The 18847-nt window shown below is 46.9% G+C and carries 15 protein-coding genes; 3 read left to right on the top strand and 12 right to left on the bottom strand.

Annotated elements, in window-relative coordinates; translation table 11 throughout:
- Positions 1–91 precede the first annotated feature (91 nt).
- From AC1S8V_RS04760 to AC1S8V_RS04750, 3 genes are all read right to left on the bottom strand, one after another.
- On the bottom strand, positions 92–1471 hold the full coding sequence (locus tag AC1S8V_RS04760; protein ID WP_482072640.1) for a discoidin domain-containing protein: 1380 nt from the start codon (positions 1469–1471) through the stop codon (positions 92–94).
- 325 nt (positions 1472–1796) lie between these two features.
- Positions 1797–2897: a threonine aldolase family protein gene (locus tag AC1S8V_RS04755; protein WP_482072639.1), complete on the bottom strand. Its 1101-nt coding sequence runs from the start codon at positions 2895–2897 to the stop codon at positions 1797–1799.
- 35 nt (positions 2898–2932) lie between these two features.
- Complete coding sequence (locus AC1S8V_RS04750; protein WP_482074392.1) at positions 2933–3793, bottom strand: LysR family transcriptional regulator; 861 nt, start codon at positions 3791–3793, stop codon at positions 2933–2935.
- A 138-nt stretch (positions 3794–3931) separates the two neighbouring features.
- Between AC1S8V_RS04750 and AC1S8V_RS04745 the strand changes: the two genes are divergently transcribed.
- Both AC1S8V_RS04745 and AC1S8V_RS04740 read left to right on the top strand, forming a co-directional pair.
- Positions 3932–4921, top strand: a complete 990-nt coding sequence (locus AC1S8V_RS04745; RefSeq protein WP_482072638.1) for a quinone oxidoreductase family protein — start codon at positions 3932–3934, stop codon at positions 4919–4921.
- A 358-nt stretch (positions 4922–5279) separates the two neighbouring features.
- Positions 5280–5498 (top strand): bacteriocin immunity protein, encoded by a 219-nt coding sequence (locus AC1S8V_RS04740; RefSeq protein WP_482072637.1) that lies wholly within the window; start codon positions 5280–5282, stop codon positions 5496–5498.
- 131 nt (positions 5499–5629) lie between these two features.
- Here AC1S8V_RS04740 and AC1S8V_RS04735 read toward each other — a convergent pair whose 3' ends face one another.
- The 6 genes from AC1S8V_RS04735 to AC1S8V_RS04710 all read right to left on the bottom strand — a co-directional run bounded on the left by AC1S8V_RS04735 (position 5630) and on the right by AC1S8V_RS04710 (position 14098).
- Positions 5630–6937, bottom strand: a complete 1308-nt coding sequence (locus AC1S8V_RS04735; RefSeq protein WP_482072636.1) for an MFS transporter — start codon at positions 6935–6937, stop codon at positions 5630–5632.
- 106 nt (positions 6938–7043) lie between these two features.
- The gene (locus AC1S8V_RS04730; protein ID WP_186327758.1) at positions 7044–7208 is read right to left on the bottom strand and encodes a hypothetical protein; all 165 of its coding nucleotides are present in this window, start codon (positions 7206–7208) and stop codon (positions 7044–7046) included.
- Positions 7209–7225: 17 nt separating this feature from the next.
- Positions 7226–8713, bottom strand: coding sequence for a peptide ABC transporter substrate-binding protein (locus tag AC1S8V_RS04725; RefSeq protein ID WP_482072635.1), 1488 nt, complete (start codon positions 8711–8713; stop codon positions 7226–7228).
- On the bottom strand, positions 8710–10146 hold the full coding sequence (locus AC1S8V_RS04720; protein ID WP_482072634.1) for a coproporphyrinogen-III oxidase family protein: 1437 nt from the start codon (positions 10144–10146) through the stop codon (positions 8710–8712). The genes AC1S8V_RS04725 and AC1S8V_RS04720 overlap by 4 nt, the downstream gene beginning before the upstream one ends.
- Positions 10139–11989 carry a B12-binding domain-containing radical SAM protein gene (locus tag AC1S8V_RS04715; protein ID WP_482072633.1) on the bottom strand — a complete coding sequence of 617 codons (1851 nt, stop codon included), beginning with the start codon at positions 11987–11989 and terminating at the stop codon, positions 10139–10141. The genes AC1S8V_RS04720 and AC1S8V_RS04715 overlap by 8 nt, the downstream gene beginning before the upstream one ends.
- Before the next feature lie 15 nt (positions 11990–12004).
- Positions 12005–14098, bottom strand: coding sequence for a B12-binding domain-containing radical SAM protein (locus tag AC1S8V_RS04710; RefSeq protein ID WP_482072632.1), 2094 nt, complete (start codon positions 14096–14098; stop codon positions 12005–12007).
- Between the two features lie 346 nt (positions 14099–14444).
- On the opposite strand from AC1S8V_RS04710, the gene AC1S8V_RS04705 reads away from it, so the two are divergent.
- Positions 14445–15233: a formate/nitrite transporter family protein gene (locus AC1S8V_RS04705; RefSeq protein ID WP_169482905.1), complete on the top strand. Its 789-nt coding sequence runs from the start codon at positions 14445–14447 to the stop codon at positions 15231–15233.
- Between the two features lie 263 nt (positions 15234–15496).
- Here the strand turns inward: AC1S8V_RS04705 and AC1S8V_RS04700 are convergent, their stop codons facing one another.
- From AC1S8V_RS04700 to AC1S8V_RS04690, 3 genes are all read right to left on the bottom strand, one after another.
- Positions 15497–16483 (bottom strand): WXG100 family type VII secretion target, encoded by a 987-nt coding sequence (locus AC1S8V_RS04700; RefSeq protein WP_482072631.1) that lies wholly within the window; start codon positions 16481–16483, stop codon positions 15497–15499.
- A gap of 64 nt (positions 16484–16547) precedes the next feature.
- On the bottom strand, positions 16548–16988 hold the full coding sequence (locus AC1S8V_RS04695) for a GNAT family N-acetyltransferase (RefSeq protein ID WP_482072630.1): 441 nt from the start codon (positions 16986–16988) through the stop codon (positions 16548–16550).
- 155 nt (positions 16989–17143) lie between these two features.
- Complete coding sequence (locus tag AC1S8V_RS04690; protein ID WP_482074391.1) at positions 17144–18709, bottom strand: glycoside hydrolase family 30 protein; 1566 nt, start codon at positions 18707–18709, stop codon at positions 17144–17146.
- Between the last annotated feature and the right edge of the window lie 138 nt (positions 18710–18847).

The following is an 18847-nucleotide window of genomic DNA, read 5'->3' as shown; positions in this document are numbered from 1 at the left end:
TATCTTTTCCTGCAAAAGGCGGCTGAATCAGGACTTTCGCCACTGATCAGCCGCTGTGTGTTCAGATCCATTCTTACTATCAACTTATCACTTACAACGCAATACCCGTTACTTTCCATTCCAGAATGCCCGTGGAAGCTGCATCACCGGATACCATCTGAAGGCGCACTTTCGTGGTGCTCACCGGATCAAAAGTCGTGGTATTGTACGTATCTGCACGAGTGCCACGGCCTTTGGCGTTTTTCACATCACGCCACGCTTTTCCGTCCCAGTATTGAATTTTGTACGAGCGAGGCACATCGATGCCACCGTTATCTTTGAACCAGTACACGTCCGTTTGCGATACCGTATAGGTCCGATCCAGATCATACTGTACCCAATGCGTACCAATCTCTGGCCAGTTCCCATAGACAGCCTGTGTACGGTCGTTGGAATGTGCAGGGTCCAGTCCATCATTCAGCGCAGCAATCGTTTCCCATGGAGAAACATACGATGTCGTCACTTTGGCATTCGCAGCTACATTAACCGGTTGATTGGTGGATGGTGCAAGCGGGAAACGTGAGGTATCCTTCTTCAACTGGCTCCAAGTATAGCGAAGCAACCAGGCATCCCAATTTGTAATGGTAGACGAATTGCCTGCCCACATAATCGTTGGCATCGGGAAGCCACCTGGCGGACGATCCGGTACTTCATAGAAATCTGGCATGCCGAAGCCATGTCCAATCTCGTGTTCGGTAATTTCAATTTCCTGATTGTTCACGGTTCTCAAAATGTAATCATCCGAAACCCGCTGTCCCCAGTCTCCGCCAGCACCGCCGCCGAAGTTCGTCGTTCCCCACAGGTACATGTCAAACCGCTTGTCCAAACCGCCAGGATAGGCATAGTTCGGATTCGTAAAATGCTCAAATCGCGACAACGCGTTAGGCGCATATGGCAAGGCTGTCGGGATTCTCGGATCTGACTTGCTCAGTTCATCCACAGTTGTCGTCGTATATACGATTTCATTCGATTGCTTGTCCTGAATCTGTGCCGGATTCGCTACTGCCCAACCCACTACTTTAACGGCAATATCACCATAAGGCCAACCGTCATAACCCTTCAGATGTTTTGTCCAGTTATTCATTTGTCGTTCCAGCATCTTCTCAATATCTTTACGATTTTGCAGTGTCAGATTTTTGGTAGACTGCCAGCGCACAACATAGTTAATGGTTCCTTGACCTGCAAAAATCTGATCGTAGATCAGGTTCTTCCGATTGACCGAACCTTCCTTGATCATACGATTGGCATATACCCACTCAATGGATGATCTTAATTCCGAAGGCATATCGGATAATACAGCACTGATCGATACGCCAGAGTCGGCCGCAGTAGCTGCAGACACCTCTCCTGACCATGCCGTGCTTCCCCCCAGCAGTGTTGCAGATAAGGCGAGTGACATTACAGCTAACGTGCACTTTTGACGTGTAAACATGATCTTCATCCTTTCTCTCCCTAATTTTATGAACCGCTCTTGATTTGCTCCCCATTCCTAGTTTGGAATATATTACCTTTAATATTTTACATGATAAAGAAAATGTTGGAATACATCCGAATACCTGTTTTTGCTACAGGTTCATGCAATCGCTCAGTTCAATCTTGTGATAAAAATCGGACTTTGGACTAATGATATATGCTCGTTCATGAAATGGCTTTCATAGAAAGAGGTATAAAAGTGCACAAAAAATACCCTGTCCAGCATCTGGACAAGGCAGATAAATACTATTTAGTTTATTTGGCACATCAATCTCTTTTACTTGTTATCTCACCTGTTTACGCATCTCTTGATCCAGCCATTCCATTGCTGCACGCAGCTTGTCCTGTGGAACTCGCTCGTAACGATCGCCCGTAGAAAATTCAAAGGCACAGCTGTTCCCACTCGTCTTGTTCAAATACGAAGTCACTGCTATGCCATGCTGCTGAGCCATTTGCACAAGAATTGGTTCAACTTCCGCAGCAGCGAGCGCAAAGTGTACATGGAACATATTCGATACCGGTACCTCGGGCAAGGTATGTATTCCGTGACAAGCATTCAATAAGGAAGCCAGTTCTTGAGCCTGCTCGTAATATCGCTCCATTTTGCCAATTCGTTCGTTGAAGTAATACTGGGAACTCAGAATATACGGGTACAGACCGATCAGATCGCCCCCGTGCCGACGTTTCCATACTTTCGATTCCTGCATCACATCCAGATCACCCGCCAATATAGCACCCGCAATGCCTCCGATTCCTTTGTAAAAGGAAACATACACGCTATCAAAGAGACTGCAGATCTCCGCAGGTGTCTTCTGATAATAGGGAGTAATCTCAAACAGGCGCGCCCCGTCCAGATGCAGCTTAATCCCGCGCTCACGGCAATAGGCCGAGATCGCTTCCAGTTCTTCATATGCTGGCAATTGCCCGCCAATCTCGCGTTGCGGAAGTTCCAACAGCAGGCAGGCAATGTCCTGATCGAGCGCCTGTATATCTTCCAATCGAATCAATCGGTCCTTGTCCGCCAGTAAAATGGATTCAATCTGGTGCAGCTCTTTCAGTCCGTCTTCCTCATGGATTTCCAGATGGCACAAAGGGTGGTAAGCTACTCGCTTTACCCCTTTACGGTCACACCAGATCCGTAATGCAATCTGCTGTGCCATCGTTCCACTCGGGAAAAACACAGCCGATTCCTTGCCGAGAACGTCAGCCATCTGTTGCTGAAATTCTTCAATGATGGGGCCGTTACCGTAATGGTCACTGAACAACTCCCCATCGATCTGCTCCAGTACGTCCTGAAGCACCTTCACTTTGCGACTGCCGTGCCCACCAAGAATAAAGTCTGCCTGACTGAATGCATCAGCCAACGTTAACGCGGTTTCCTTCAAGATCACTCACTCCTTTATAGTGCCTGTTCAACCTCTTATAGTTCTGGTTCTGTAATAATCTCCACCAAAGCGCTGAGCGCACTAGATATATGTTCACCACGGGAATACACAAATCCTACTTCCAACCGGCAATAGGGATCAGGCAAAGACATCACCGCGATCTCACCTCTTGATTCTGCTTTGGTAACCGAAGAACGTGGCAGCAATGATACACCCAGCCCGGCAGATACCCCATTCAGAATCGTGTCCAGTGTTCCATATTCCATGATGTTAAGCGTATGTATACCCTGTTCTTTCAAAAAGGATTCCGCTTGATCGCGATGTGTGCATCCGATCTCAAAAAACAACATCGGTCTGGACAATAACGTGTTTAATTGATGTACTCCAGGTTCGGCGATCAGCACCAATTCCTCGTCATACATCTTCATATAGTTCAGCTCAGGATGATCAATCGGGCCATATATTAAGGCTCCATGCAATTCATGTTGGATGACCTTCTGGTTCAGTTCATGGGTCCCACCCGTGACAAGCGAATGCTGTACTTCCGGGTAACATGAACTGTATTCAGCCAAGAGGGGCGTCAGAAAAGTAGAAGCTGCTGTCTCTATGGCACCCAGACGAAGCATGCCAGCTGGTGGGTTACCCACTTGCGTGGCCTGCTCTGCTTCATATAATAATTCCAATATTCTATCCGCATACCCAAGCAGATTCTCGCCCGCTGGTGTGAGCGACATCCCTCGATTGGAACGATGAAACAGCGGTACTTGCAGTTGAGTCTCCAGCTGTTTAATCCGTGTTGTTACATTGGACTGTACATAATTGAGTGCGAGTGCAGCTTTACTGATACTACCTTCGCGGGCAACCGCCTGAAATATTTTCAAATCACCTGCATCCATACCCTGATCACCTGCTTGATATCTATGATTTTTAATGATACTGACATTCATTTTTGTTCATTTTACGTGAATCTGTCCCATCTGTACAATGAGGCTCAGTAGTGAAGTACGGCTACATAGACAGGAGGAATATTGAACATGAAAGCTATTATCCATTCAGGCCAGAGCGGCCTTGCAGGTCTTCAATATACAGAGTTAACATCTCGGACACCAGAGGCAGGGGAAGTGCAAATCCAACTGAAATCTGCTGGAATTAATCATCGTGATCTGTTCATCATGGCAGGACGAGCGCGTCAGGATGCCCCTCTCATTCCCGGTTCGGATGGGGCAGGTATCATCGTTGAGATTGGCGAAGGCGTAAGAGAATTCACAGTAGGTGATGAAGTTATTATTCATCCTACGCTCGGTTGGGAGTTTGCGGATAACGTACCCATCGTTCCTGATATTGTGGGTGGTCCTGCGGATGGAACGCTCGCACAATATATTACGTTGCCTGCTGAAAATGCTCTGCCTAAGCCAGCCCATATATCCTGGGAGGAAGCAGGCGTGTTGTCTCTCTCGGCGTTGACCGCCTATCGCGCTTTGTTCACTCGCGGTGAACTGAAACAAGGTGAACACATCCTCATTCCCGGTATTGGCGGCGGTGTAGCGACCTATGCCCTGCTCATGGCCGTAGCCGCTGGTGCCAAGGTGACTGTCACCTCCAGAAGTGAAGCCAAAAGAAAAGAGGCGTTGCGCCTGGGTGCTTCCCATGCGCTGGATAGTCATGGCGATTGGAGCTTGCAGAGCGATCTGGAACCTGTGGACATCATCTTGGATAGCATCGGACAAGCCATGTTCCCGAAATATTTTGATATAATCAGACCAGGTGGACGTATCGTGATGTATGGTGCCAGCTCAGGGGATGATCTGACCATTCCGATTCGCTCTATCTTCTTCCCACAGGTCAGTCTGGTTGGCACCTCCATGGGTAGCCGTGAAGAGTTTGTCCAGATGCTGCAATACGTGGAGCAACATGACATACATCCTGTAATCGATGGTGTTTATCCGTTGCAGGACACAGCGAAAGCATTCGAACGTATGGAAAAAGGCGAGCAGTTTGGTAATCTGGCTATAATTATGGAGTAACATCTGTCTGAGATGAATGGGGTGAATTCAACTGATCCGTCTCGCTAAACGTATACTCATTGTTCTTGTTGCTGTTATGCTTCTGGCCCAAATTCCTATGTTGAAAGAAACCTTTGCCCGAGGAGTAACTACGTTATATGTGAAGATAAAGTATCCCGAACGTTCCTTTCAATTCCAGGATTTCATCTACGAATCTCATTTCGGAAGCTATATCATTTCTTATGCTGATCAAAACGGAGAACCCATTGGCCTGATGCTTGAACCAAAATTATTGCCTATTATGGTTACATATGATCCATTAGATCAGCCCATGAAAGACTAGTTTGTTCACCCTATTAATCATTCAGGAGGTATGGATATGGACAATCCATTGCATTTAGTCGATTTGGTTCGCAAACTGATGGACTCCGAAGGAACAGAAGCGGAGTTGGATGGTATGTTGACGGAGCTACAGCAGCTGGTTCCACATGCGGAGATCAGTAATCTGATTTTCTGGGATGATCGAGACCTGACGCCTGAACAGATTGTGGAAGAAGCCTTGGCTTCCCGTCCGATCATTCTTCCAACCCAATTATAAACTCCATTCAGGGGCAAACGAATACTTATGTCTGCTGAGCAAAAGGATGATATTTTGCAGAGTTGTTCCCTTTTCCAATAGACTCATGAAATACAAAAGTAACTCCAGTGGATTAACTGCTCCTCCTCTCTTCATCCCTGTGAGGCGTGCGTATCCCGGACAGGGGATTCAACAGGAATGCACGGCTTCGGTGCCAGTACATATAATCCGTTCAGCCATAGCGTCAAGATCGGCATACCTACAAGCAGCAACACGGATACTACAAGGAACAAGGTTTCTGGTCCGTACCATTCCCCTACAGGACCGGCGAGCACATAAGCTGCCATCCCGGCGATACGAAGCATTGAATTGGTCACAGAATACACTCGGCCCCGAATTTCATTCGGCGTCGTTTCTGCGTAGTATGCAGATAAAGGAGCCATCGCTCCGCTCGCCCCGAGTCCAGCAATTAGCAGCAGGATGAGTAACCAGATAGTCTGCGGATGAAACTGCATCATGATCAGGGTTACGCCTTGAAGAAAAAGCCCGCCTGTAATTAGATAACGGCGCTGGACTCTTTTCTCAAAAGCAGTAATAAGGATCGTGCCCGAGATGACCCCGATCGCCATCGCTGCAACCGCCAAACTGTAGATACGATCTCCTTGGCTCGCAGTGAGATCCATCGTACTCTTCACATAGAGCAGTGTCCCAACCAGCACCAGCGATTGCACAACCGACTTTAGCAGATTAATGCTAGTCACATAGCACATCACTCGATTCGTAAAAAGAAACGATGCACCTACTTTGAACATCTGCCCAAAGGTAACCAGAGGGGGTTCTGCCGTACGTCCATCTTTCCGCTGCTCGACCTGAGCGGTTCGGGGAGGGATTTTCATCATAATGGCCGCTCCTACACAGAGCATGAAGGTTAAACTGTCTAACAGAAATACTGGTCGGGGGCCGCCGGTCATCGACAGAATTGCAGCCGCCACCAGCGGACCAATTACCTGCACAGTCTGAAAAGTTGTATGAGACATGCCAATAGCTTTGACGTACAGCTCCTTATCCAGTAAATCCGGTATGATCGAGGAACGTACAGGTGTATTAATTGCTGCCATGGCCTGCATCAGAAAAGCAATACCATAGATTACACCGACGTGATCGGTAAAAAAGACTACACCGATGAGCAGCATACGCAAGATATCAGTTGCTACCAACAGAACAAAACGGTTCATCCGGTCTATAAATACACCTGCGATTGGCCCCACCACAATCCAGGGGATGGCTTCGATAATAAATGTCAGCGTCAGCCCCATAACGGACTGTGTTAATTCATAGACCAGCAGGGGCAGCGCCACCAGCGTCACGGCATCCCCAATCTGGGAGACGGTCTGCCCTATCCATAACAGCATATAGTTCCGATTACGCAAGACTTGCCTGAAGCCTGTCTTGTTTTTCATACTATGTGATGCCTCCTATGTAAGGTGTTGGATGCTGTAATAACAGAACGGGCTCTCTTGTGAAAGACAGCCCGTTCCATGCTTTACTCGCTCAAACACATAATAATTACCATTCTGATACAACTCGGCTTGTAACAACGCGGGTCAGGCGTTTAGGTGTAAGTGCAGATGTATCGGTTACTTTTTCGCTATCCAGTACAGCTTCTACCGTTTCTTCCACTGGTTGTTGCACAACCTCTTCTACTTGAGTTGTATTTAATACTTTCGACATATCGTTCTCACCTCCTTTCATGATAGAAGTTCAATATTTTTAAGTGGCAGAACAGCGGCCTTATTTAAATGGGCTCCCTTTACACCTTCATCGATCATTACAAAATGGGAGTCGTACAATAATGGAATGACAGCCATATCATCAAGCAAAAGCCACTCTGCTTTCAGGTAATGCTTTGTTCGTTGTTGAACTTCCACCTCGTCCAGGGAGAGTAACATTAGGTGATCAAATTCTGAATTGGCGTACCCCGGCGTATTAAACGGATGATCTGTCGATAAAGGAATCAGGAATGCACCAGGATCGGGGACATCTGCATGCCACGTCTCATACAGCAATTCGTAATCCTTAGACTCCAGTCGCAATAAATATTCACTCCAAGGAAGCCTGCGGCACTTCACCTTAATACCCAGAACACGCTTAAAATCTTCTATTAGATATAAAATCATCCGCTCCTGATAATCATGATCAAACAATGTTAATGTGAGTTCGGGAAAATGTTGCCCTCCCGGGTACCCCGCTTCAGCCATGAGGCGTCTTGCCTCAGATTCATCCTCTTGAATCATTTTTCTTGGTTCAGGATAATCACGCATATCCCGAGGTACTAATGCATCGGCCACCTGTACATGGGGAAGGACCGTCAACATCCGCTGACGTGAAATTGCCAGAGAGAGGGCGCGTCTAACACGCACATCCCCTAAAGGCGTGACACTGAAGTTGGGCGTAAGCACAATGGTTGCATGTACTGGTGCAGGTTGAAGCTCAGGGTTATTTTTCAATTCTTCATATCGCATCACAGGTCCATGATTAAGAAAATAGTATAGTCGCTTGCCTGCGGCAGAATAACGGGTTTGAAATACACGCAATCGCTCATCTGCATCCATAATTGGAATATAGGCCACCTGATCAATCCTGACAGCCTTCTGATCCCAGTAGTAGGGATTTCGTTCCAGTAACTTGATCGAGGGGTGCTTGATGCTTGATGCTCCCACCTTCTTAAGTCTGAATGGGCCTGAGCTAACCAAATGATCTGGAGCAAAACCATAGTTTTCCACAACAGAACGTGAAACAATGGAGAAAGGCGGTGTTGCTAGATGATCCAAAATTCCTTGCACTGGTGGAGAGATATCCAACCTCACCGTTCTGGGGTTCACACCTGGGGTAGCGACCAATTCACTTCCCTGAAACTGTCCAATGCGTTGAATGGAAAAGATGATGTCGTCCGCCAGAATCGGCTCCCCGTCTGAGAAGCGTGCGTTCGTCCGTAAATAAAACAGATAACTTGCCCCAGGCTCTATGACATCCCAAGAATAAGCAATGCCAGGCTGCGGTTCAAGGGTACGCGGCTCTTGTGTAACCAACCCCTCATGGAGATTGGATACCACATTTCGTGTCACGATATCAAAAGATTCCATGGGGTCCAGCGTTAATGGAGGTACCTGTGTCAGGAAATGTAGCGTTTTTCGCTCACCTTCCAGTACCATATCCTCCCACCAAATCATATTCATTTTGCTACAACCCCTTCCTGAACCGATTCATATAGTTGGACTTCATCCCGCTCTCTACCTTCGGCAATGCGCTGTTCTATACGCTCATTTAGCCACCTTTTTCCCGAATCTGGGGTTAAGTAATAAACCAAATTGACATAGGACAGCCATCCCGCCGGAGTCAGTTCATACTGATCATCCGTCTCTTCGACCAACCCTTCTGCTACAGCAAGCGACAGTGCCTCCAACGTCTCGCTTGGTACCCGTTCCCAGTCAATTCTGGATTTATCCAGCACGCCGCGATAAGGAAAATAAACGATCCCTTTTTCGGGACATTCCTTATTGCCAAGTGTCAGTGGAGACAGCTGTAAGGGATCCAGGTACGTCTCTTCCATGTAAATTTTGAGGGTATTTGAGTTGTAGGAACTGAAATGAAGGGTCTGTGTTACAGCACTGGCTCCAAAACCGATAACCTCATCCGTTTCATATCCATAGAGCAGATCATGATATTTGAAAATCGGATCACGATCAATCAACACACGTTGACTGTGCGATTTGCGATCGAGCGTATAACTGTACCCGTTAATCGGAATATATCCTTTGGCACGCATATACTCATCCAGAAACATTCGGTAACTGATCTTGGTCGCTGGTGATAAGGGCTGCAAATGGTTTTCTTTGAACAATCGATGCATCTTAAGACTGGCTGACATGTAGTTTAATGGATAAAAATCAATGGTTGTTGTGTTCAGCGACATCGCCTGATCTGCTTCTTTCAGCAAATCATCGAGGCTCTGACCAGCTAAACCAAAGATCATATCCACATTAACGTATGAAAATATATCCATAGCCATCCGGGCAACCTCGCGCACCTGCTCCACGGTAGATGTTATATTGAACACCTGGCGATATACCGGATGAAATGTTTGTATGCCGAAGCTCACTCGGTTCACACCAATGCTTTTCATCGCTTGCAGCTTGTCCCTTGTCACACTTTTAACTTCCAGCTCAAAGGTGAACTCCTGTAACCGGGACAGGTCAAATAGACCATGCAGCGCCTCTCCGAAGCGCAGAATTTGCTCTACAGTCAACACGGACGGTGTTCCTCCACCGACGGATATGACATCTACGGGAACTTGACCAATACCGGAAAAAGACGCCTTCCATTTCATCTCACGAATGAGTGCATCCATATACGCATCCGTCTTTTCCTGGGCTGTGTAGTGACTTGACCGAAAGAAAGGACAGAATGTACACAGCGTGTCACAGAATGGGATATGAAAGTACAGCGCCCTCCGGCCTTGGGTGGATGAAGGGGGCATTGCTTCCAAAGCTTCGGTAGTATCTATCACGGTATCCTCTTCATTTGGAAATGGATAGTACCAGTTGTACACAGGTAATTGAAAATCGAACTTGAGCAGAGACTTGCGCGGATTGATTACCGGATTAAGCATGACGTTTTCCTCCATCCTGATAGGATAGATCCACATTCATTTCCCATCTCTCCGGGTAATACACAGACAGGTCCTTCTGCTCAAACGCAGCGAATTGCTGTGGAGTTAGCTCGTATGTGGCCAAATGTCCCTTTTTGTTCTCATGAAGAAAGTAACGTATACCTGGCAAAATCACTTCTTGTTCCAGCAGATTTGGTGCGATGTCATCCGGTAAATACAGCGAACCTTTATATAAAACCTGGCCCTCGTATCCGGCTTTGGAGGCAAAAACAATGGATTGATCGTACCTAAGGCAGCTCACCAGATTGTAGGCGTAATGTTCCCCTGCCAATCCAATCAAATCTTCCTCCGTAATCTGAATGTCCAGTTGGTCCCGTTGGGCTGGAGTAAGCTTCGTCACCTGTTCACGGAAGAACTCATAGATATCGAGTGGCGAGAGCTGCAGATCGTTAATTAGATAATGGATGGTATACGGATATTTGAAGAGACACATGGTGTAAAAATCAACGATATTGGAGTATCCTCCTTCCTGCATATAGGAACGGGAGTAATCGAGGAAGTAAAAGTTGGCATAGATAAACGGATTTTTTTCAATCTCTTTTTTATGCTGATCCTCAAGAAAAATGACCATCGACGTATTAACGTTTTCCCAGTCCAGGACCAGTTTTTCAGAATTTCTCATTAACCGCGTGCCTGTGTACGGACTTAACAGATTAATGAACGAACGCCATGCCCCAACAACTTTGCAGGCAAAAGCAAGCCGAATGGTAGCTTCAATGTCCTCCTGCTGTTCCTCTGGAAAGCCGAGAATGAATGAGGTCGTCGGCATGATGCCATTTTCAAGGCAATTTCGGATGGTCTGATGAATTTTAGAAATTTTGAGACGCTTACCCATCGTGTGCTGGATATGCTCCGAAGCGCTCTCCACGCCAAAAAATATATAGTTGCAGCCAGCCGCACTGGCGATCCTGCATGTTTTTTCATCCAATGTATCAATCCGTGAGGAGAATCCCCAACGAATATCAAGCCCTCGTTCGAGTATCTGTTCCGCTATCCCGTGGATATAGGGTTTATTGGAAGATAAATTGTCGTGTACCAGATTAAAATGAGTGACGCCATACGTGCGATGCAGATACTCAATTTCGTTAACAACTCGCTCGGCACCCATGACACGATACTTACGTTCCCATACAATGCTTGTAGAACAGAAGGAACAGTCGAAAGGACAACCCGAACCTGCGTATACCTGCATGTAAATATCTTCAGCATGCTCGATATATGCTCTCATATCAATCAAATCATAAGCAGGACGAGGCGATAACATAATATCCTTAATAAGTGGGCGGGGTCCGTTGCTTATTGCGTTCCCCTGGTCATCGCGATAATGAACTCCCGGTATCCCCTCCAAGCTTGCGTGATGTTCAAGTGCATCCAACAACTCAGGGAATGTTACCTCTCCTTCTCCAACGACACAAGAGTCAACAGCCATAAAGCTGTCCAGAGTCTCGACGGGACATAAAGATACGTGGGGTCCTCCAAATGTAATATGTACATGTGGAGCCTTGCGCTTAATCTCACCAGCGAGTTCCACAGCCAGTACGTAATTGCTGCACATTGCCGTAATTCCTACCATATCCGGCTCATGGGCAAGAATATCTTCCGCAGCCCGGACTGCAAACGGCTCAGATATCCAACTGGGATCGATCTCCTTGTAAAAATCATAATCACATATGACCGGGACATGCCCCTTTTCCCGGATGGCTGAAGCCAGAATAAGCAGATTCAGCGGATATCCGTTAAACGCATTTGACGATAATAGCGGCCTAACCAGACAGACTTTCATATCCGTATCTCCCCTCTAGTTCATTTGGTGTTTATTAAGGTTACGGGAACGCATTCGCAGTAATCGGCGCAATGCCTCACCCTTCTTCAGCAGGCTCAAGTTTGGGATACTGTCCAAAATGGAGGCGGCCTCTTCCTCCCTGCCAACAAGCCAGGCTTGCCAAGCGACGAGATATTTTCGATAAGCTTCGTAGCCAACCAATGGAACTCTTTCCTGATTCATGCGAAATACGTTAGGATCATCTTCAAACCGTTTCTCCAGTTTTGCTGCCAGCACTCTAGGACTTTCAGGGGCACAGTAGACCAGCGGGGATAAAGCTTCATCCGCTTGTCCTGGACCGTAATAGCCCTGCTTATCCCGACTTTGTTTCCATAGCTCAGCATAAGGGGTTCCTGGATAAATTCTCACACCTACGTTGTAATAGAATGTAAACCCTCTAGCCGTATAATCCTGCATTCTGCGTGCAGCGTAATTCAAAGTCTCTTCGTTCTCGCCCGGTCCACCCAACAATATTCCTGCATAAAACTGCGTTTGATTCAAAAACGGCTGAAACTTGTCAAGCAACACTTCAATATCCTTTTCACGAAAATTTTTGTTATAGCTGGTTAACATATTATTGTGAAAATGGTCAATGGCGAACTTGAATCGGTATAATCCGGCAGAAATCAATAAAGGAATCGCTGACGTATCAAACGGTTTGACATTTAGATAAGCCGTCCACAGAATATATTTTTCAAGCCCACGACGAAGAATCTCCTTGGCAAGATCGGTAAGCCTCCGAAAGGGCAGGTTCGCTTCAGAATCCGCAAGATGAAACACCTGTATCCCGTAATGCAGTAACGAGAATTCCATTTCATCCACGACGTCTTCCACGCTACGCCAACTCATGACTTTACGATTCACCGATTCCAAACAGTAGCTGCAGCCTAACGCACAGCCCTGAGCACCTCTTACCGGTTCAGGCATCCATTCTTTTCGATTCATCAGGGTATATGGCAAGGTTCTGCGTATTCTTGAGGACTGCTCGAGTACACGGGATGTACTCGCAGGACAATGATGAAATTCGTTGCCTTCCGTCCAGACAGCACCAGGTAAATTCCTCCATATATTATGAAAACCAGCTTGCCAACGATGTTCCTTCTCGTGAACATCACAGGGTCTCCACATGGAACACAACTGACCAATCGCCTCATCCGCGGCTCCGATAACACCATAATGCAGTCCGAAATAGTCAAGCAGCAGTTTAGGCGCCGTGCCGAATGCAGCTCCTCCCATGATTACAGGTCCATCGTATCCTCTCATGCCCCCTTCCACCAATGTTCGAACTCTTTTCAGCAAATCCTGAGTATCCACAGCGTTCGAATCTCCATCCAGACTGTGAATGATTAGAGCATCATCCATATTGCGAAGAGAGAGCCCTATCAGATCAGGTTCAAAATCCCTGATGATCTCCTTCAACCCCTGCTCCGGTTCAAGATATTCCAAAAAAGGATTCACCAGCCGCGTCTGATACCCATGCTCACGGCTAATGCCGTTCAATATATCCAGACCATACGGACCTGCTATCAGGTCCGTATATGGATTAGCGAAAATCCATAATATCCTTCCCCGTTGCTGAACTGGCGGAGATTGAAACTCAAACAAAATACGATCACGCGCCATCAATTGCTGAGATGGGGTGAGCAACAGCTCGCCTGGATTGTACAAGCTGTATCGCTGCTCAGCGGTATTCGTACGGGTACCCATGTAGTTCACTCCTGAAATGACATGGGCTAAAATATTTCCAAGTTCGCTTCTATCGAGATTCTCAAGAATACGTTCTCCACTTAGTAAAATACGATTTCTCCATTCGGCATCATAAAAAAATTCATCGAGAATGACTTCTTGTACAGCTTGTCCATTGTTAGATATGGCTTCGCAAAGAATGATCTGAACTGCCCCTTCTCTTGAATGGATTAATGTTGCTTTGTCAATGCGAATTTCCTTGCCTAGAATCCGAATCGACGGAAGTTCCGGTATCAACCTCCAAATCCACTGAACCTGAACACCAATCGCTGCCCAAGACCGTGTAATCTCGGCTTGATCGGAGAATCTTTCGGTTGAAAACACTTCAACGGTTAAAGGGTAAGAGAGCTTGTGATTTGTTTGTATGCTGAAGCACCTCACTTTCAGGGCTGGTGACTGTTAGAATGATTCAGCTCATTGCATTCATTGGAAGAGAAGAGTTTGAGAGTAAATAGACGCAGGATGTGCAGGAGTTAAGTTTCTGTCGTATCGGTTCTTGAAATCAACGTTACATTTAATGTAAATTAGATGGGATAAAGAAGTTTTTCATACATAAAAAGGTTTTTTATTTTTTACTATATTCAATTTTCAAAATTCTGTAAACCCTCAAATCAAAATACAGTTATAATGTAGAAAACTTAGTTCACTCATAACACACTGGAGGATAATTATGGAAACGGAAGCTTTACGCAACGTGGAACAACTGGCTCTGAAGAAACACAAGATTTATAAACAAAGCTTAATCAGGTACCTTGCACGCTCCATGTTGGCTAGTATGTTTATTGGATTCGGCGTCATCGTGGCGTTTAAGACAGGTAACTTCTTTTATATGGAGCAGTCCCCGTTCACCTATCCTATGGCAGCAATTACGTTTGGCGCGGCAATTATTCTGATTGCCTACGGTGGTGGTGACCTGTTCACGGGCAATACGTTTTATTACACGTATGCGGCGCTGCGCAAGAAACTGCGCTGGTTCGAAGTCATCAAGCTGTGGATTGCGAGTTATAGCGGTAACCTGATGGGCGCGGCCGTGTTTGCCCTGTTAATTTACCTGACGGGATTGTTCGACTCGTCCCAGGTGAATGGTTTTCTGTTAAGCGTGGTGGAGCACAAGATGGAAGTTCCGACCATGCAGCTCTTTTTCCGGGGAATATTGTGTAACTGGCTTGTATGTATGGCGTTCTTTGTGCCGATGTTCATGAAGGAGAATGGAGCCAAAATGTTCGCCATGATGCTCTTCGTGTTCTGCTTCTTCATCTCGGGATATGAGCACAGCATCGCTAATATGTGTACGTTCGCGATTGCACTTGTGCTGAACCATCCGGGGACGATCTCATTTGAAGGCGTGATTCACAACCTGGTTCCCGTGACTTTGGGTAATCTGGTGGGCGGTGTGCTGCTGATGGGCTTTATGTATTATGCGGTGAACAAACCGTTTCTCGATGAAGAGACACATTAATATCTGGCAAAAAAAGATCTCCTTACAGCCCGGTCATTCGACCGTGGCTGCTCGGTAAGGAGAACCCAAAACACCCCGGCATCCTGCCCATCTCAGAGAGAAGGTTGCCGGGGTGTTTCTCTATGGGCAGGCTCACGGATAAGCAGCCTGCCCTCCACACGCATAGCCATGTGATATACAACCACATGGCTCCATGCGGTGGGTCGGCAAGCAGGCCGCAATCAGGTAGCCCTGCGTTGCCCGCTTGTCGACCCATCCGCGGCTTAGTAGTAATCCCGCCACGGAGTATATTCAATATCGTTGTCGCCACGCGTGACCACGATCATATTTTCCATTTTGCCCGTTTCCTTATTGGTTCGGTAGATCATCGTACGTGTCTCGCCTTCCTCCGGCACGGAGAACAGGAATTTGTCCGCGACGAAGGATGAACCGAGTCCTGTCGCATGTTCCGTGAAGGCAGAGCCAGTCTTGCTTGTGAGCAGAAGACCAATGCCGTAGGCTGTAGCCGTTTGTGCCACTTTGCCAAAGAGATGCTCTCCTTGACTGGTCGTGTGCGTTTGCTCCGAATACTTATACTTTTCCGTATCCTTGCTATAGTCCACCACATTGCCCTGTTTATCCAGACTGATGGTGGTCGTTTCTCCCTTGTCGCTTTTCACCTGATACGTACCCACGATGGAATCTTCAGTAATCTTAATCGTCTTGCCCGTATTCGGGTCCGTCTGGTAGATCACATCTTCATACTGAAGCCGAATGATGTTCATGCTGGCCTGAATCTGCTGCGCCAATTGTTCGTCGCCCATCTCTTCGGCTTTCTTCAGCATTTCATCATAATTTTGGTACTTCTCGGCATCCTTCTCATCCCATTCCTCCATGTTCTTTGGTGGGCCTGACGTTTTGTCCAGACCTTCGCCTTTATTTTTGCCCATGGTTGTAAGCGTCTGTGCCGCGGTCAAAGCCGCCATAAGAGCCTTGCTTACCGCCTCTTCATCCGTCGTGCGGAAACGCTCAGCGATCTTCTTCAGTTCCGATTGAATAGACAGAACCCGTTCCAGAACGGACTTCATCGTGCCTTGAGCCGTTGAATAATCGTTATAGAAACGTTCCCGTTCCATCCCGTCCCAATTGCTGCGCATGACACTCATCTTGCCGTCCAATGTGGACATGAATCCCGATAATTGCTGATGTGCCTTAGCGAACTGCCCACTGACCGTCTCCAGTTGTTCCGGTGTCACCTTGATCTGTGTCATCCTGCACACTCCTCTTCGTGGTCATTTATCCTATGGTCAACCAATGATAACTCGCAGCCTGTTCCTATTTAATCTCCAGATGCAATAGCGGAAACGGATTACCGGAACTATCCAACTCGGACCTTCCTATCTGTACAAATCCCATCTTTTGATAGAATCGGGCTGCTCCACTATTCTGCTCATTGACATCCACCTTGAGGTGACGACCTTTGATTTTGAAGGCACGGTCTATTAGAAGACGTCCCAGACCCTGTCCGTGTTGACTCGGCTCTACAAACAACATCTCAATAAAATTATCATGCAAACCAATAAAACCCACGGGTTGTTGCTCCGTATCCAGCGCTTCCCAAACCTCAAATTGTCTGTGCTGCAACACATCGCTCACCACTTTTTTATAGAACTGAATGTGATGCTCTTCCAAAAACGTATGGGTTGCCCGAACAGCACTCTCCCAGATTCCAACCAACTTTTCATGATCTTGTTCCCGATATGCAACCATTATCATGTCCAATGTATTCTCCCTTTTCTAGTAAAAGTAAAAGGCTATGTAAAAGCCCGATCCTGAGATCGGACTTATTTAATGCATCAAATTTGAAATAACTCTACGTGTATTTTACCATGTCCATCATTCAATCTGTACCCATAATTTCCAATCTTGAGTCAACGTTCTCCCCCCGTTTTGGGATTCCAACGGAAGGTTGCTGCCGATTGGGAAGGCAGTATATATTGAAACGAATCTCCGCCCATGACTACATCAAAGGAAACTTCTGCCTCACCCATGTTAGCTGCAACCAACACCATCGTTCCATCCGGATTACGGAAGGTTACGTTCTCGATCTGGCCCTGTTCTTGCGTAGAATCAACTCTTACAGCTCCCGGACGCACATAACGGCTGATATGACCTAACGCATAATACTCGACATTTCTAGTGATAACATCACGCTCCGGGTCTATCGTCACAACCCCACGGCAGTTCTCACAGCCACCGTTCGTGGGACCCCCTTGCGGATCGAGTGCGATGTTCCAGAGCAATATATTTTTTGCCCAGTTGCGAGGTGCACCAATAATGAGATTGGACATCTGCCAGCTCAGATTCTCGCCAAAGTCAGGACTCCACTCCCCACCACTGCATTCGGTAAAATAGATATGTTTGTCCGGGAAGCGCTCATGCACTTCCGACATGGCAGATGGATCACCTGCATAACAGTGAAAAGCAGATCCATCGATATAGGTAGCAGCTTGCTCATCACCAAGTACCTTGCTGGTATATTCGACCGCCTGATCCCAGTTATGATCATACGCGATGATTCGCGTATCCAGTCCCGCATCCTGTAGCGCCGGGCCGAGATAATCCCGAATGAACATGGCTTGTTCTTCGGCTCTCATACTCATACTGGGATATTTATCCGAGGTGAACTCCGGTTCATTTTGCAACGTTATTCCGTAGATGGGAATGCCCTTCGCCTGATAAGCTTCGATATATTTCACAAAATAGCTCGCGTACGCTTCATACACCTGGGGATCGTTGTAATCCAGATACCAGCCGTTAATGGTCTTCTCCCCATATTTCATCCATGCAGGGGCCGTCCACGGTGTACCCAACACTTTAAGATCCGGTTTCAGCCCAGCTACACGCTCCAGCTTATTCACAACTTCCTGATCCTTATCAATCGAAAAGTGTTCCATCTCATAATCCGTGCCAGACTCGATATCATCATAGGTATAACTTGAAGCCTCACCTGATTCATCCACCGAATAATCGGAGGCACCAATCGTATGACGCACCATATCCATGTTCAGCCCTTCCGTCGTAAACAGTTCCTTCAGTAGTTGTTCTTGCTGCTCCTCTGGAAGCTCGTTGATCAGATGTGCCGACGAACCCGTCATCGCTGCACCAAATCCATCCATGGTCTGATAGGTCTTGTCTGGATCAATCTGTATGGTAAACTCCGACGAAGAAATGTCTGACTCCTGCGTCGAAGAAACTGAAGAACTTGTGTCTGCATCATGGTGAACTGTAATTGGAATGGGCTTCTGTGGTGTGAGCAGATTTTGCTGATCTCCCGTGGTTAACCAGACTTCGGTCGCTCTTTGCTTGTCTACAACCGGTGGCCGAACGGGTTGTTCACTTCGGTTGAAGATAAGCCAGATTCCTACACCGACACAACAAACAGCGATCAACAGGATCATCCATCGTTTGGGATGTTCTCGCCAACCTATGTTCATCACGCTTCACTCTCCTTCCATTGTGGAAAAAGCCGCGGCCACTAGGCCACGACTCAATTTCCTATATATATGAAGTAGAACAAACTGCATTTGACGCAAATAACTTCACTGGGAGAACAACCTTCCACTCTCCCTGAT

Source organism: Paenibacillus sp. B46(2026) (assembly GCF_056786355.1).
Note: the sequence above shows the minus strand (reverse complement) of the source record. Positions and strands in the feature narration are given on the sequence as shown.

Excerpts from the sequence above, each read along its gene's own strand:
- AC1S8V_RS04750 (WP_482074392.1), bottom strand. The coding sequence starts at position 3,793 with ATGGATGCAGGTGATTTGAAAATATTTCAGGCGGTTGCCCGCGAAGGT.
- AC1S8V_RS04715 (WP_482072633.1), bottom strand. The coding sequence starts at position 11,989 with ATGAAAGTCTGTCTGGTTAGGCCGCTATTATCGTCAAATGCGTTTAAC.
- AC1S8V_RS04730 (WP_186327758.1), bottom strand. The coding sequence starts at position 7,208 with ATGTCGAAAGTATTAAATACAACTCAAGTAGAAGAGGTTGTGCAACAA.
- AC1S8V_RS04700 (WP_482072631.1), bottom strand. The coding sequence starts at position 16,483 with ATGACACAGATCAAGGTGACACCGGAACAACTGGAGACGGTCAGTGGG.
- AC1S8V_RS04735 (WP_482072636.1), bottom strand. The coding sequence starts at position 6,937 with ATGAAAAACAAGACAGGCTTCAGGCAAGTCTTGCGTAATCGGAACTAT.
- AC1S8V_RS04745 (WP_482072638.1), top strand. The coding sequence starts at position 3,932 with ATGAAAGCTATTATCCATTCAGGCCAGAGCGGCCTTGCAGGTCTTCAA.
- AC1S8V_RS04705 (WP_169482905.1), top strand. The coding sequence starts at position 14,445 with ATGGAAACGGAAGCTTTACGCAACGTGGAACAACTGGCTCTGAAGAAA.
- AC1S8V_RS04725 (WP_482072635.1), bottom strand. The coding sequence starts at position 8,713 with ATGAATATGATTTGGTGGGAGGATATGGTACTGGAAGGTGAGCGAAAA.
- AC1S8V_RS04720 (WP_482072634.1), bottom strand. The coding sequence starts at position 10,146 with ATGCTTAATCCGGTAATCAATCCGCGCAAGTCTCTGCTCAAGTTCGAT.
- AC1S8V_RS04695 (WP_482072630.1), bottom strand. The coding sequence starts at position 16,988 with ATGATAATGGTTGCATATCGGGAACAAGATCATGAAAAGTTGGTTGGA.
- AC1S8V_RS04740 (WP_482072637.1), top strand. The coding sequence starts at position 5,280 with ATGGACAATCCATTGCATTTAGTCGATTTGGTTCGCAAACTGATGGAC.
- AC1S8V_RS04690 (WP_482074391.1), bottom strand. The coding sequence starts at position 18,709 with ATGAACATAGGTTGGCGAGAACATCCCAAACGATGGATGATCCTGTTG.
- AC1S8V_RS04760 (WP_482072640.1), bottom strand. The coding sequence starts at position 1,471 with ATGTTTACACGTCAAAAGTGCACGTTAGCTGTAATGTCACTCGCCTTA.